This is a genomic window from Pantoea sp. sgz302252 (assembly GCF_047713085.1).
Taxonomy (GTDB): Bacteria; Pseudomonadota; Gammaproteobacteria; order Enterobacterales; family Enterobacteriaceae; genus Scandinavium.
Map to the genome: position 1 here is coordinate 18283 of NZ_JBLFJW010000041.1, position 15037 is coordinate 33319.

At 51.8% G+C, this 15037-nt stretch carries 14 protein-coding genes and 2 pseudogenes; 5 read left to right on the plus strand and 11 right to left on the minus strand.

Annotated features, from left to right (window positions below; translation table 11 throughout):
- Window positions 1-136 precede the first annotated feature (136 nt).
- Window positions 137-898, minus strand: a complete 762-nt coding sequence (gene udp, locus ACLW56_RS22540) for a uridine phosphorylase (protein WP_330985906.1) — start codon at window positions 896-898, stop codon at window positions 137-139.
- A gap of 255 nt (window positions 899-1153) precedes the next feature.
- Here udp and ACLW56_RS22545 point away from each other — a divergent pair, with 255 nt between their 5' ends.
- Window positions 1154-1960 (plus strand): dienelactone hydrolase family protein, encoded by an 807-nt coding sequence (locus ACLW56_RS22545; RefSeq protein ID WP_330985907.1) that lies wholly within the window; start codon window positions 1154-1156, stop codon window positions 1958-1960.
- 47 nt (window positions 1961-2007) lie between these two features.
- Here ACLW56_RS22545 and ACLW56_RS22550 read toward each other — a convergent pair whose 3' ends face one another.
- Window positions 2008-2463 carry a hypothetical protein gene (locus tag ACLW56_RS22550; RefSeq protein ID WP_330985908.1) on the minus strand — a complete coding sequence of 152 codons (456 nt, stop codon included), beginning with the start codon at window positions 2461-2463 and terminating at the stop codon, window positions 2008-2010.
- Between the two features lie 396 nt (window positions 2464-2859).
- Between ACLW56_RS22550 and ACLW56_RS22555 the strand changes: the two are divergent.
- Both ACLW56_RS22555 and ACLW56_RS22560 read left to right on the plus strand, forming a co-directional pair.
- Window positions 2860-3042: pseudogene (locus ACLW56_RS22555) on the plus strand (type II toxin-antitoxin system RelE/ParE family toxin); the annotation flags it as partial.
- A complete protein-coding gene (locus ACLW56_RS22560) occupies window positions 3032-3310 on the plus strand; it encodes a helix-turn-helix transcriptional regulator (RefSeq protein ID WP_330985909.1) in 279 nt (92 codons plus the stop codon). The pseudogene ACLW56_RS22555 and the gene ACLW56_RS22560, both read left to right, overlap by 11 nt.
- A 91-nt stretch (window positions 3311-3401) precedes the next feature.
- Here the strand turns inward: ACLW56_RS22560 and metE are convergent, their stop codons facing one another.
- A complete protein-coding gene (metE, locus tag ACLW56_RS22565; protein WP_330985910.1) occupies window positions 3402-5663 on the minus strand; it encodes a 5-methyltetrahydropteroyltriglutamate--homocysteine S-methyltransferase in 2262 nt (753 codons plus the stop codon).
- Window positions 5664-5896: 233 nt separating this feature from the next.
- Between metE and metR the strand changes: the two genes are divergently transcribed.
- Window positions 5897-6850 carry an HTH-type transcriptional regulator MetR gene (metR, locus tag ACLW56_RS22570; protein WP_330985911.1) on the plus strand — a complete coding sequence of 318 codons (954 nt, stop codon included), beginning with the start codon at window positions 5897-5899 and terminating at the stop codon, window positions 6848-6850.
- On the opposite strand, the gene ACLW56_RS22575 is transcribed toward metR, so the two are convergent.
- From ACLW56_RS22575 to pldB, 3 genes are all read right to left on the minus strand, one after another.
- The gene (locus tag ACLW56_RS22575) at window positions 6738-7637 is read right to left on the minus strand and encodes a carboxylate/amino acid/amine transporter (RefSeq protein WP_330985912.1); all 900 of its coding nucleotides are present in this window, start codon (window positions 7635-7637) and stop codon (window positions 6738-6740) included. The genes metR and ACLW56_RS22575 overlap by 113 nt on opposite strands.
- 102 nt (window positions 7638-7739) lie before the next feature.
- A complete protein-coding gene (yigL, locus tag ACLW56_RS22580; protein ID WP_330985913.1) occupies window positions 7740-8546 on the minus strand; it encodes a sugar/pyridoxal phosphate phosphatase YigL in 807 nt (268 codons plus the stop codon).
- 41 nt (window positions 8547-8587) lie between these two features.
- Entirely contained in the window at window positions 8588-9580 is a 993-nt protein-coding gene (gene pldB / locus ACLW56_RS22585) for a lysophospholipase L2 (protein ID WP_330985914.1), read from the minus strand.
- Between the two features lie 110 nt (window positions 9581-9690).
- Here pldB and rhtB point away from each other — a divergent pair, with 110 nt between their 5' ends.
- Complete coding sequence (gene rhtB, locus ACLW56_RS22590; RefSeq protein ID WP_330985915.1) at window positions 9691-10311, plus strand: homoserine/homoserine lactone efflux protein; 621 nt, start codon at window positions 9691-9693, stop codon at window positions 10309-10311.
- A 132-nt stretch (window positions 10312-10443) separates the two neighbouring features.
- On the opposite strand, the gene ACLW56_RS22595 is transcribed toward rhtB, so the two are convergent.
- The 5 genes and pseudogenes from ACLW56_RS22595 to ACLW56_RS22615 all read right to left on the minus strand — a co-directional run.
- The gene (locus ACLW56_RS22595; protein WP_330985916.1) at window positions 10444-11184 is read right to left on the minus strand and encodes an ankyrin repeat domain-containing protein; all 741 of its coding nucleotides are present in this window, start codon (window positions 11182-11184) and stop codon (window positions 10444-10446) included.
- Window positions 11141-12100 (minus strand): tetratricopeptide repeat protein, encoded by a 960-nt coding sequence (locus tag ACLW56_RS22600; protein WP_330985917.1) that lies wholly within the window; start codon window positions 12098-12100, stop codon window positions 11141-11143. Before ACLW56_RS22600 ends, ACLW56_RS22595 begins: the two co-directional genes overlap by 44 nt.
- Before the next feature lie 410 nt (window positions 12101-12510).
- A pseudogene (locus ACLW56_RS22605) lies at window positions 12511-12723 on the minus strand (RHS repeat-associated core domain-containing protein); the annotation flags it as partial.
- 152 nt (window positions 12724-12875) lie between these two features.
- Window positions 12876-13643 carry a hypothetical protein gene (locus ACLW56_RS22610; protein WP_330985918.1) on the minus strand — a complete coding sequence of 256 codons (768 nt, stop codon included), beginning with the start codon at window positions 13641-13643 and terminating at the stop codon, window positions 12876-12878.
- 41 nt (window positions 13644-13684) lie between these two features.
- A partial coding sequence (locus tag ACLW56_RS22615) for an RHS repeat-associated core domain-containing protein (protein ID WP_330985919.1) occupies window positions 13685-15037 on the minus strand: 1353 nt, incomplete at its 5' end.

The window sequence follows — 15037 nt, forward strand, 5'->3', positions numbered from 1 at the left end:
ACCCGACCTACAAAACCGGAACCGTGTCCGTCGATTTTGTAGGCCAGGCAAACGTAGTGCCGCCGGGCATGTTGTGATCCGAAAAGAAAAAACCCCGCAAACTGCGAGGCTTCTCGAAGAAATGAAAAGGGAAAAACTACAGCAGGCGGCGAGCCGCTTCCACCACGATTTTCACCGCATGGCTTTCGGTCTTTTTCATGGTTTCCGCATTCGGAATTTCTTGCTGAGTACGGTTCACGATAACACCGGCAACCATCCCGGCGCGCAGGCCCTGGCTGGAACACATGGTCAGCAGCGTTGCGGATTCCATCTCGTAGTTCATCACGCCCATTGACTGCCACTCTTCCATGGAGCCTTTGTAGCGGCTAACCACACGGCCAGAGAAGGTGTCATAGCGTTCCTGACCCGGATAGAAAGTATCGGAAGACGCGGTGACACCGATGTGAGTGGTTGCGCCAACGGCTTTCGCCGCTTCAACCAGCGCGGTGGTACAGGCGAAGTCAGCCACTGCCGGATATTCCATCGGGGCAAAGTGCAGGCTTGCGCCATCAAGACGTACGGATGCAGTCGTGACCAGCACGTCGCCAACATTAATATTTGGCTGAATCGCGCCTGTGGTGCCCACGCGCAGGAAAGTACGAATCCCGAGCTGAGCCAGTTCTTCTACTGCGATAGACGTTGACGGGCCGCCGATACCTGTTGAGCAAACGATAACCGGTTTTCCATCCAGCTCTGCACGCCAGGAGGTAAATTCACGATGCGATGCCAGCTTGACCGGCTTGTCCATCAGCGCGGCGATCTTTTCCACACGCTCCGGATCGCCCGGGACGATGGCGAGCGTAGCCCCTTGCAGATCACTTTTGGTGAGACCGAGATGAAAAACATCAGACTTAGACATAGTAAAACTCCTCTCTGGGCAGAATTATCAGCAGAAGCAAAAACGCACTTTACCGAAGCTGCTGATAGATTTTAGTGACACTCATCACTATGAATGAAAATGGTTGCATTGAATTTCTTTTGAAAGGTGATTCACATCACATTAACAAGCGGCGACATTCGCCACTGCACATAAGATAGCCGTTTTCTGGCACTGTGAATTGTTAACCCTCGGACTATATTTACCTTTGCGCTATTTATTGGTACGGAGAATGCCATGACTGAAAAGACCGGCTTTGCACCTGCGGCTGCTCCTCACGCTTCAACCGCTGTACTGACATCTGATGCGGCCATCGTCGCGGGTGAAACCTCTATTCCCTCGCAGGGCGAAAACATGCCTGCGTATCACGCTCGCCCAAAAAGCACCGATGGCCCGCTGCCGGTGGTGATTGTGGTGCAGGAAATTTTTGGCGTGCACGAACACATTCGCGATTTGTGCCGCCGCCTGGCGAACGAAGGCTATCTGGCGATTGCGCCGGAACTCTATTTCCGTCAGGGCGACCCGAATGATTATGCCGATATCCCAACCCTGTTCAGCGGCCTGGTATCCAAAGTGCCGGACGCACAGGTTCTGGCCGACCTAGATCACGTCGCAAGCTGGGCTTCCCGAAATGGCGGCGATGCGAATCGTCTGCTGGTCACCGGCTTCTGTTGGGGAGGACGCATTTCCTGGCTGTATGCCGCGCACAATCCGCAGCTAAAGGCTGCCGTAGCGTGGTACGGCAAACTGGTGGGTGAAAAATCGCTGAACTCACCGAAACACCCGGTCGATGTAGCAACCGACCTCACCGCGCCAGTGCTTGGCCTGTATGGCGGACAAGACACAAGCATTTCACTTGAGAGCGTGGAAACGATGCGCCAGGCCCTGCGCGCTGCCAACGCCAAAGCCGAAATCATCGTTTACCCGGAAGCGGGGCACGCTTTCAACGCCGACTATCGCCCGAGCTATCACGAAGAGTCAGCCACAGACGGCTGGGAAAGAATGCTGGCGTGGTTTAAGCAGTACGGCGGGAAGAAAGGGTAAGATTTTGCCAGGCCGCCCGGCGAGTGTGCCGGGCGTAGCACCACAATTCAGGAATGCGTGATAAACGGCATTTTAAGCTGATCGACTAACAAGAAGACCAGATCGTGTAATAACCCCACCAGATCCTGACTATTTTTATCCATCAGCGTTTTTCCCGACAGCGCCAAAATCAGCGCATCAGCGTAATCCAGCAGCAATTCTGTGTCGTGCCAAAAGTCCGGTATTTCAGACACCGTCGCCGTTTCCGCCGTTAGCTGGCTGATTAAGTTTTCGGGCAAATCTTCAGCGCATCGCTGACGCAACACGGTTAACGCATGCGCCAGTCGCCCGCATAACGCCAGCCGATAATAATCATCCGGACATTCCACCATTACGCAAACGAACGCCGCGCACTGATCGAGAGCGGTGAAGAGATCGGCTGAGCCTGAGAGTGGCGCATCGAGAACGTCTTCAATTTGGTGCTGGAAAGTTTTGGAAAGGATTTGGGGGGTGATGGTGGTCATAAGGTAGCCTCCTAAATACATTCGAGGAGTCACCACTGGAGTTCCTACGCTCACAGGTGGTGACGCTGACAGGGGTAGGAATACCGACTCAGGAGGATATCGGCCAACCTTTCGGTTGCCCCATCAGCGTCACCGTAGAGTTTACTTTGATGCGCGCCGACGCAACACAGAAAAACCTGTGCCCTCCTAATGCCTTCGGGTTCCTACGCCCGGTTACGGGATTGACCGCAACGGCATCACATTACGAGGTTCACTTTCAGGGGAGAAGGCGGTTTCCGGACCTTTTGGGCGTTACAGAGGAGTTGCAGCCATATTTGCGAGCACGTTTCAGCTTTCGAAAGAAACGCCCCACAACAGCATGGTTTTAATTGCTGACAAGTCCTTGTGCAGACAACATTAGGCGATGGTCTCTTTGAGTTTCGAACTGAAGGCTGCGATATCGCTCGCGGATTGTGGGTCTATCAGGCAAAAAAGCGAATTTTTGTTCTGCGGATATTCATTAAAAAAACCCGGAAGACACCGCCTGGTGAAGCAGACCTGGCTCTTCGCAGATTAGAGGAAATGCTGAATGAAATATAAAACGCTTGCTCAGGTTCATGATGAGGCCATGCAGGATCCCGCTTATCGCGAAGCGTGGGACGCCGAAGAAGAACTGGCTCGCTTGCAGCAGACGCTGAAAAGCTGGCGGGTAGACGCGGGTTTAACGTCTGCACAAGTGGCCGCGCGAATGGGCATAAAGCCACCCACAATCTCGAAAATGGAAAGCAACGCCACAAAGATGAGTTACGAGACCTTACTCCGTTACGCTCATGCTTGTGGCGTTAGTTTTAAACTGGAGCGAATCTAAAAATGCCCGGTGGCGGCTTACGCCTTACCGGGCCTACGGTTTCATATCGTTGCAAGCCCGGCCAGCACAGTGCCGCCGGGCAATCACTTGATTAAGCCTGACGCAGGTTCTGCGCGGCTTTCACCATGTTCGCCAGCGCGGCACGGGTTTCTGGCCAGCCACGGGTTTTCAGGCCACAGTCTGGGTTCACCCACAGACGCTCTGCCGGAATACGCTGTGCGGCTTTTTGCAGCAGGGCTTCAATCCATTCGACGCTTGGCACGTTCGGGGAGTGGATGTCGTACACGCCCGGTCCGATTTCGTTCGGGTAATCGAACTCTTCGAACGACTCCAGCAGCTCCATGTCGGAACGTGAGGTTTCAATGGTGATCACGTCGGCATCCAGCGCGGCGATGGAATCCATGATGTCGTTGAACTCGCAGTAACACATGTGGGTGTGGATCTGCGTTTCATCTTTCGCCACGGCGGCGTTGATGCGGAAAGCTTCCACGCCCCAGGCCAGATACGCTTCCCAGTCGCTTTGACGCAGTGGCAAACCTTCACGCAGGGCCGGTTCGTCAATCTGGATGATGCCGATACCTGCGGCTTCCAGATCGGCTACTTCATCACGCAGCGCCAGGGCAATCTGTTTGGCGATGGTTTCGCGGGACACATCATCGCGCGGGAAAGACCAGCACAGAATGGTCACCGGGCCTGTCAGCATGCCTTTCACCGGTTTGTCGGTCAGAGACTGCGCGTATTTCGCCCATTCTACGGTAATGGCTTCCGGGCGGCTGATGTCGCCGATAACCACTGGTGGCTTCACGCAGCGCGAGCCATAGCTCTGTACCCAGCCATTTTGGGTGAAGACGAAGCCGTCGAGGTGCTCGCCGAAGTATTCGACCATGTCGTTACGTTCTGCTTCTCCGTGAACCAGCACGTCGAGACCCAGGCGTTCCTGCTCCACAATCGCCTGTTTGATGTGTTCGGCGATACCGGTGCGATAGTTGTTGGCATCCAGCGCACCTTTTTTGAAGTCCAGACGCAGGCCGCGAATTTCAGTGGTCTGCGGGAAGGAACCGATAGTCGTGGTCGGCCACGCAGGCAGCTGGAAGCGAGCACGCTGTGCCTCGGCGCGTTCCGCATAAGGACGATTACGCTCGCTGTCTTTCGCGGTGATTGCCGCCAGACGTTTTTCGACAGCAGCATTGTGAACACGGCTTGAGTGGCGACGAGCCTGAATTGGCGCGCTCCATTCGGCAATCGCTTTGGTGTCGCCACTGTTCAGCGCATCACGCAGCAGCGCCAGCTCTTCACATTTTTGCAGGGCGAAGGCAAACCAGCTCTTCACTTCTGCATCAAGACGCGTTTCAACACTCAGATCGATTGGGCTGTGCAGCAGCGAGCATGACGACGCTACCCACAATTCACGTTTACCTACGATATCTTTAACTTGTGCGTGTTTCTCGGTCAGATCGGCACGCCAGACGTTACGTCCGTTGACCAGCCCGGCGGAGAGCAGCCAGTCAGCAGGCAGACGCTGGTGCAGTTCCGCTACGTCATCTTTGCCATGGACCAGATCCACATGCAGGCCCTGAACCGGCAGCGCGGTGATGGTGTCCAGGTTCGGGGTGACCCCTTCAAAATAGGTGGTCAGCAGCAGTTTAGTTTTACCCTGCAGCGCATCGTATGCAGGCTTGAAAGCGTCGAGCCATGGGCGCGGCAGTTCCAGGACCAGGATCGGTTCGTCAATTTGTACCCACTCCACGCCACGTTTTGCCAGTTCCGCCAGCACCTGCTGGTAAACCGGCAGGATGTCGTTCAGCAGGCTCAGGCGGTCAAATTGCTCACCTTTCACTTTCCCCAGCCACAGATAAGTTACCGGGCCGAGCAGCACAGGTTTAACTTTGTGACCCAGCGCCAGCGCTTCGTCCACTTCATCGAGCAGCTGCGTCCAGGTCAGTTTGAACTGCTGGCCCAGGGTAAATTCCGGCACCATGTAGTGATAGTTGGTGTTAAACCATTTGGTCATTTCCGCCGCTGCCGCAGGCTCACCCGTTGGCGCACGGCCACGGCCAATGCGGAACAGAGTGTCGATATCAACCGAGCCATCTTTGTTCTGATGACGAGCCGGCACGTTGCCGAGCAGCAGGCTGGTCGTCAGAACATGGTCGTACCAGGCGAAGTCGCCCACCGGCAGCAAATCCACTCCAGCATCTTTCTGCTGTTGCCAGTGACGAGCGCGCAGTTCGCGGCCGACGGCCAGCAATTCTTCACGGGTGGCGTTACCCGCCCAGTAGCTTTCTTGTGCTTTTTTCAGCTCGCGGCGCAGGCCAACGCGAGGAAATCCGAGGGTGTGGTTCTTGATTGTCATGGTGTTGCCCTTCCTAATTTAAATTCTATAGATTTCGAGTCGCAGCAAGGCAGCAAGGGAACTCATCCCCAGGAGCTTACATAAGTAAGTGACTGGGGTGAGTGAGTGCAGTCAACGCCGCTGTGGCTCGAAAGGTGACGAATTTTAGCCATCCAGATGTTTACACATCCATAATTGGCGGTTACTGTATGATCCACAAGCGCAACATTTTCATGCCGAAGTGAAGGACTTTCATGATCGAGATTAAACACCTGAAAACGCTGCAAGCGTTGCGGAACAGCGGCTCGCTTGCGGCAGCGGCGGCGATGCTGCACCAGACGCAATCTGCGCTTTCTCACCAGTTCAGCGATCTGGAGCAGCGCCTTGGCTTTCGGCTTTTCGTGCGGAAGAGCCAGCCGCTGCGGTTTACGCCGCAGGGCGAAATTCTGTTGCAGCTGGCGAATCAGGTGCTGCCGCAGATCAGCCGTGCTTTACAGGCGTGCAATGAGCCGCAGCAAACCACGCTGCGTATCGCCATTGAGTGTCACAGCTGTATTCAGTGGCTGACCCCTGCGCTGGAAAACTTCCGCGCAAGCTGGCCGCAGGTGGAGATGGATTTCAAATCCGGCGTCACGTTCGACCCGCAGCCTGCGTTGCAGCAGGGCGAGCTGGATATTGTGCTGACTTCGGACATTCTGCCGCGCAGTGGTCTGCACTATTCGCCGATGTTTGATTATGAAGTGCGCCTGGTGCTGGCTCCGGAACATCCGCTAGCGGCGCGAGCGCGTATAACGCCGGAAGATATCGCCAGCGAAACCTTGCTGATTTATCCGGTGCAGCGTCAACGGCTGGATATCTGGCGGCACTTCCTGCAACCGGCTGGCGTCAGCCCGTCGCTGAAAAGTGTCGATAACACGCTGCTGTTGATTCAGATGGTGGCGGCCAGAATGGGCATCGCTGCCCTGCCACACTGGGTGGTGGAGAGTTTTGAGCGCCAGGGTCTGGTGGTAACCAAAACCCTGGGTGAAGGCCTGTGGAGCCGGCTGTACGCTGCTGTGCGCGATGGCGAGCAGCGTCAGCCAGTCACAGAAGCGTTTATTCGCTCAGCGCGGAACCACGCTTGCGATCATTTGCCGTTTGTACGGAACGCGGAGCGACCCACTGGCGATGGACCCACAGTGAAGCCACAATCACCAACGCCCCTGTGATAAACCCCGGCCAGTGCGGCTGCTGTTGCCAGATGGCAAGATTCACCAGCAGCCCGGCTGGCACATGCATGTTGTTCATGATGCCGAGCGTCCCGGCGTCAACCTGCGTTGCACCGTAGTTCCACATGAAGTAACCCAGCCCGGAAGCCACCACGCCAAGCCACACCAGAATGCCCCACTGTAACGTGGTGGTCGGCAGCTTTTGCGGATTGCCGAGCATAAACCACGCCACCACCGCCACCAGAAACGCGCCCATGTAGAACCAGGCAAACGCATTGTGCTGCGGCATTGGGTGGATTTCCATCAGGCGCTTATACCCCACCATCCCGATGGCAAAGCTGATATTGGAAAGCTGAACCAGCAGCAAACCCGTCCAGAAGTGCGGGCTGATATGGTCGTAGCGAATAATCGCCGCGCCAATCACCGCCAGCCCGGCACTCAGCAGATAGCCCCAGCGCAAGCGTCGCTTGCTCATCAGATCGTAAATCAACGTGATGTAGAGCGGCGTCAGTACGGTGAACAGCAGGAATTCAGAAACCGTCAGGTACAGATAAGCACGGAAGGCCAGCAGATACATGATGCCAAGCTGCAATGCGCCCACCAGCATGTACATCAGCAAAACACGCAGCGACTGGTTGCGCGCCCGCAGGAACGGCAGGAAAACCAGTGCGGCAAGGCCGACACGCATCAGCACGGAAAAGTAGCTGTCGACGCTGCCCGCCAGATACTCGCCGATCAGGCTGAAGGAAAACGCCCACAGCACGGTGGTGATAATCAGTAATGCCACAGTGAAATTCTCTCAGGAAGCCAGGCGATCATTGTACGCGCAGGGCTGGTTATACAGCAAAACCCTGACCAGCAGGGCTTTTGTGCATTGGCGCGAGTCGCGTTACGCCTGACTGAGATACAGGCGGCGCAGGTAGTGCGGTACAGCGTCATCGCCGTTGGTGCCAATCACTTCCAGCTCAGGGTGCAAATCTTTCAGGCGCTGATGGGCGTTTTCCATGATGCAGCCTTTGCCCGCCATGGAGAGCATTTCAGCGTCGTTCATGCCGTCGCCGAAGGCGATGCAATCTGCTAATCCGTAACCCATTTTTTTGGCAACGGCTTCCAGCGCGTGGCCTTTTGATACGCCGCCCGCCATCACTTCCAGACAGGTCAACGTTGAGAAACTGACGTTCACGCGATCGCCCCAGCGAGCATTAATCGCCTGCTCCAGCGGCAGCAGCACTTCATGGCCTGGCGAGGTGAAGAACACTTTGCTCACGCCTTCTGGCTCCAGCAGGCCCGGCTCATACAGCGAATAGTTGAAGATGGCTTCTTTGAAGAAGCGCATCTCTTCCGGGCGGTGACGGTTCATGAACCATTCGTCATCACGGTAAACGTTGGTGACGATATCCGGATTGTTATTCACCACACCGAACAGGTCGGCGGCGATATCGCGGTCGAGGTTATGCGCAAACACCAGATTGCCGTCAGTATCGTGCACGCGCGCGCCGTTGGAGGTGATCATGAAGGACTTGATGCCAAGCCCGTCGCGAATTTGTCCAACGTCAATGTGGTGGCGGCCCGTTGCGAACACGAAGTTCACCCCTTTGGCGGTCAGCAGCTGCAGTGTTTCTTTTGCATAAGGGGAGAGACGATGGTCGGGATTGAGTAACGTGCCATCCAAATCAGACGCAACAACCTGGTACATAATAAGATTCAACCTTTGGGTAAGAGCGGCATAGTGCCGGATTAATCATGTCGGTTAAAAAAGCCGACGATGGCAGTGAGCGCGACTGAGCGCATAGCGTCCTTTTCAAAAAGGATCTCATGATAAGCACCTTCTATGACAAGCGGGGTGTCACCTTCACAAGGCTTGCCCGCTGCGGCGCGTAATTCACAGTAGCGGTCGTGCATGCGGTTATCCACGACCCGTTCTTCTTCCGCCTGAATGAGCAACGTCGGCGTGTTGTCATCGGTGGCACCTGCCAGGATTTGCTCCCCAGCCAGCACGCCTTCACGCACCCAATGGTACGTTGGCCCGCCGACACGCAGGAAGGGATTATCCGCATAAAACCCCAGATTACGGCGATAGCGTTCACGGCTGTGAGTCAGGACATTGAGACCGAACGGCAGTGCATGCCAGCGTCCTGTGCCCATCGCATAGCTTTCACGAATACGCCGATGGCCCTCGGCGAAATCGAGAATGTGACGCACCATCCAGTCAGGCAGACGCATGATGATACCGAACATCGGCGCACAAAGCGCTATCGCATCACACAGCCCAGGATGGCGTTGCAGCAGCAGCGTGGAAATCGCGCCGCCCATCGAGTGCCCAAGAATGTAACGCTTGCGCCACGGTCCGGGAGCGACTTCCTGCTGCCAGAAGGCATTCAGGTCGTCGACATAATCGCTGAAATTCACCACGTGCCCACGGTGGCTGTCGTCGAGCAGTCGCCCGGAAAGCCCCTGCCCGCGATGATCAATAATCAGCACGTCGAAACCGCTGTAGAACAGGTCATACGCCAGTTCGGCGTACTTCACATAGCTTTCGATGCGCCCCGGGCAAACCACAATCACCCGATCGTTTTTCTCTGCACGAAAGCGGACAAAGCGTACCGGAACACCGTCTACGCCTGTAAACTCTGCTTCTTCACGCTGACGCCAGAAATCATTCAGTGGCCCCATGGTGAAAGCAGCATACGCGTTTTCTCTTGTTTTCCAGTCCATTTGTTGCTGAAACATCGGGTATCCACCCCTGCTAACCGCGGAAGATCGTATTTTCAGTGACGTGACTTACAACACCTGCTTTATACGGTATTGTGGCATAAAAATGATCCCTCAGGGAGTTTCTGATGACCTTTGAATGGTGGTTCGCTTATCTGCTGACGTCGATTATCCTCAGCCTTTCTCCGGGTTCCGGGGCTATCAACACCATGACCACATCCATCAATCACGGCTATCGTGGGGCAGCCGCGTCGATTGCCGGACTGCAAACCGGATTGGGTATTCACATCGTGCTGGTCGGTGTCGGGCTGGGAACGTTGTTTTCTCGGTCAGTAATGGCGTTTGAAGTGCTGAAGTGGGCCGGTGCCGCCTATCTTATCTGGCTCGGCATTCAGCAGTGGCGCGCCGCGGGCGCTATCGATCTCAATACCGTCGCCAAAACGCAGTCACGAGGGCACCTGTTTAAACGGGCGGTGTTTGTGAATCTGACCAACCCGAAAAGCATCGTCTTTTTGGCGGCACTGTTCCCACAGTTCATCATGCCGCATCAGCCGCAGGTGATGCAGTACGTGGTGCTCGGGGTGACAACCATTGTGGTAGATATCATCGTGATGATTGGCTATGCGACGCTGGCGCAGCGCATTGCGGGCTGGATCAAAGGGCCTCGTCAGATGAAGGCCCTGAATAAAGTCTTTGGGTCGTTGTTTATGCTGGTTGGGGCATTATTGGCTTCGGCTCGGCATGCTTGAGAGTGAAGGTTCGCGGTGTGCGTCAGTGTTGCGTAGCGGCTTCCCATCGGAGCAGCGTCATAGTCGTGGCAGTTGCTACGTTCCGTTGCTTCCTTATACCAGATAAGCCTCAGGTATCCCGATATTAGCATTTTATTGTGGACACTCGTATTTCATTCCTTTCACTCTCTCCGGATTATTCTTTATGAAACTGCAACACGCTGGAATTACAGGAAAGAAATCTGGACGATGATAAACAATAGCCGTTATACAAGCATCACCATCTCTTTTCCCTTTAGATGTTACTGATGGATCTGCACCGTTTTTAAGTAAAAATCTCGTAAATTCAAGGTGGTTTTTCCAGATGGCTGTTAGTAGGGCTGTTTCTATTGGAGGGGTATTACTCACAGCATTAATATTAGCGCCGTGCGAAAGCAAAAAAGTGGCAATCTTCTCATGATTTTTCGTTCCATAATAAGCAGCAGCCATTAATGGGGTTTCCTGATGATCTTTGGATTTGAAATCTACATCAGCTTTAGCAACTTCAACCAGAAAAGTAACCGCTTCAATGTTAGCCCTTCCTGCCGCAATATTTAGAGCTTCATTTTTCTCCGGGAGCGTGACAGCTTTGCACTGAGTTATATCTTCAGCATCACACCGCCCACCTTTAAGGCATCGTTCACAATAAAACCAGGTTCGTTTTAGGCCCTCTATCGAGTCAGGGAAACTGGCTAATGGGGTTAAATGATAATTAGAATACCTTTTGTCTCCATAACAAAACCACACTGACGCGGTAATAGCGATTAGTAGCAACGGGATTACAATCCATTTTGAAAACATTACAGCCTCTTTATTCCTGGTATTTGCATTCACTACCGGATTTATAAGTGTCATTTGCCTCTCTTGGCGAAGGGTATTTTTCGATATATTTATTAGCGATATTTTCTGCTTGCAGACGTTGTTCTTCGTTAAGTATCCCTGCAATTCTATTCATCGAATCTTTCGCATCGGCCAGACCATTTGAAGATGCTACAGAGAACCATGCATAAGCGATTACATCATCTTTATCTGAATATAGCCTTCCGAGATTATTTTGTGCTACTGCATACCCTTGACAAGCAGATGACTTAATCAACGACAGTGCTATTTTCTTGTCCTTCGGAAGAGTCCCAAGACCGTGTTCATAAAGTAAAGCGAGTGAATTCTTTGCTCTCATGGATCCTAAATGCACAGCTTTCCTATACCACCTCACTGCCTCTGTATAATTCTGAGGAACACCTATCCCCCGGCTATACATATTCGCGATATTGTTCATGGCTACCGTGTCATTTTTTCCTGCTGCTTGTTTCAGCCAATACTCGGCTTTCTCATAATTTATCGATGTTCCTTGTCCATATATATAAAGCATAGCAAGATTCACCTGGGCATTTGGTAATCCTTGCCTGGCTGCCTTTTCATACCACATCATTGCCTTTTGAAAATCCATGTGAAGACCTCGCCCATTTTCATATGCCACTCCGAGATCATATTGCGCCTGCGCATATCCTTTCATTGATGCCTGGCTATACCAATAGGCAGCCTCCTTGTAATTTTTCTGTACAATAACTCCTCTTTCATATGCTATGCCGAGATCTGTTTGCGCTTCTACAATTCCACTTTTTGCAGCAGATTGCAATTCAGACAAAGTCTTGTAGCCGCCATAGCTTGATTTTTCATTTGAATATTTAATCACCTCATGTTTACTTTGAAAAAAAATAAAAAAGACACCCACTATTAAAAACACAAAAGACACCTTGATCATTTTACGCATACCCAATCCTATTGCTTTGGCTCATAGTTATACAGAATGTCAATAAGATAATCCGATACCTTACCCTGCAAACTTGAAAATCCTTCATTTATAAAACTTTTTGTACAGCTCAACAAAAGATTATTTGGATTTCTTTCCCCTTCAACTATAATTGATTTCGTTACCTCTTCTATACATGCCTCGCTTCTTTTCGCAACCGAAGCGGCAGTTAAACCTGCACCTGTCATTCCAACAACGGCTGCCCCAACGGATAACCCCAAAACATATTCAGATAGCGGATTATATGCATTATGCATTGTTTCCATATTATGTATTGCTTCATGTGCCTCTTCTGCAGGTAGTTGGGTTGCGGCTGAATTTACCCCCTGGCAATAACGATTAAATCCATCGCCAAAATTAATAGGATCAAATAGCCCCAAAGGATCCACATCTCTTACAGGATCCAACGGATACCCATAAGCATTCCACCCACCCCGTAACCCAATCGGATCCTGGGTGATATACCGCCCCTGCATCGGGTCATAGTAACGGTGGCGGTTGTAATACAGCCCGATTTTTTCGTCCTGTAGTTGCCAAAGAAATCGGAGGTGTTGAATCAGGTCGCCCGGGTTAACTCCGTGCAGTCTACTCAATAAAGGCTGGACAATTATATATCTGTTTTGGCATCACCACAACCATACCCCCACGGATGCCCGTCAGGTCTTAAAACCCTATTCAACTTCTCATTACCAAAATAATATCCTCTCATTGAACTCCTATCAGTGTTACTCCATTCTTAATAAAATTCATATACTCTCAATTTAAACTCATCAGCAGTTGAGTCTCTAACAAACCCCCATAGTTCAACAACTGCATATTTTTCATACTGACTTAAATAGGTCAATATCACACCATTATTTTTGCTTCTGCTAAATAGTAATTTAGCGTTGACATATCGCCCCAAACTTTCCTTCTGTTCAGTCATTATCGATACAAATTTATCTTTCGGAAGAGTGTAATTTTCAGAGCCAAAATCAACACGTTGGTAAAAGCCCTCATACTGCCCTCGATTATATAATTTTCTAAATTCATCAATTTTCATCTTAGCCTGGCTAACTCTTTCATCAACTTCGCCTTCGTTTCTCATCTGATTAACGGTATCTATCTGGTCAACAGTAATTTTTAGCTCCCCTGTTAATGAGTCATGAGTAAGGCAAAAAAACTCAACCGCAGTGGAGTGCTCATAATTGGCCTGATAAAAAAGATAATGTAAGTCAGGTGAAGCATGATAGCTAGATAGAAATTTGGTTTTAATCAGTTTCCCCAGATTTTTTTTCCTTTCTCTCACATTGTTCAAAACCACCTCTTCACTGAGTTTCTTACCGGTTCGAGAGAGTAGCTTCTGATATAAAAGCCCTACTTTATCGCTGTTGTAATTTTTGTAAAAATCTTGAACTACCGCATCGTATTCATTTAAGTCAGTAAACAAATCAATTTCTTTTGATAGTATTGGATTAACATTAAAAAAAACCATAAAAACAGCAATTATAATTAAAGATCTCATACACCTATCCTTTGCTTAAAACACAATAAGTTGAAATCTAATCATGGTAAATTTTCAATGGATGTATCAAAAGCGAACCCACCAAATTCATCAAGCCCTGAGTCGACGGCCCCTTTAACACATTCACTAATTATCAATTTCAGGTCAGACTTCTGATTTTGCAAATTTTTTCCAACTACAGTCTTCCCAACATTTTTTGCACACCCCAAAGACATTTTACGCACTCCATTCATTATCCCGCCCTCAATTGCCCCACCCACACCAAGCCCGCCAATACCAATAGCGGACGAGCCGAATACAATTCCCTTTATGTATTGATTACCAGGGTTCCAACTATTGCTCCCAATGCATATGTTTTTGTTAACGTTTGATATATCTTGAGGTGATGCCCCGCTTTGAGACATAGAGACATCCATTGACATGACATTGGCCGCATATTTTGCTCCACCATCCCCCATTAGACTTCCAAAGCCTGCATCAAGCCCTAACGGATCTATCCCCATAACTGGAGCCAACGGATACGCATACAAATTCCACCCACCCCGCAGCCCAATCGGGTCCTGAGTAATATACCGGCCCTGCATCGGGTCGTAGTAACGGTGGCGGTTGTAATACAGCCCGGTTTCTTCATCGGACTGCTGGCCCGGCAGACGGATAAGCTGTTGCAGGTTTTGTGGATTATCCTCGTGCAGCAGATTGCCCCATTCGTCATATTCCGCCTGCCAGGCGAGGCTGCCGTCCATGTTGATTAACGCCAGCGGCAGTCCGCGGTGGTCGCAGTGGTACAGATGAATTTTCCGATCCGGAATATAAACAGGCTCCATCTGCCCGGCCATCTGCTCCACCGTCAGCCCACAGCCTGCCAGCCACTGGCGGATGTCCTCGCTGACGCCGTTCTGCTGAATTTCCAGTTCAAGCCTGTCCAGCAGCGAGGTCAGTTCCGGCGGCAGCGTCACGCTGCCTTCCTGTTGCAGCTTTTCCGCCAGCGTGCGGCGGGCCGCTTTTCTCAGCTCCGCAGCCGGTGTTTCGATGCGCAGCAGTGGCGTGAAGCTGCCCGGCAGATAAATTGTCTGGACGCGGGTGCCTTCCGTTTCCGTGGTGGTCAGGCGGTCGCCGTCCCAGCCGTACCACACCGTCTGCTTCAGTTCCGGCTGGCTGCAGCTGCCGTCGTGGAATACTGTCGCCTTCCACACCTGTTTGCTGATGCGTCTGCCCGCCGGGTCGTAACGGTAGCGGCTTTTTATGTGGATATAGCCATTTTGCCTCTGTTGATACTCCACCAGCCGGTGCTGCAGGTCGTACCGATAATGGTGTGTGTGGCTGCCGAATTTGCGGATGGCCCGTTCGTCTTTCTCTGTCAGATTGCCGTGGTGGTCGTGGTGGTAATAAAAATG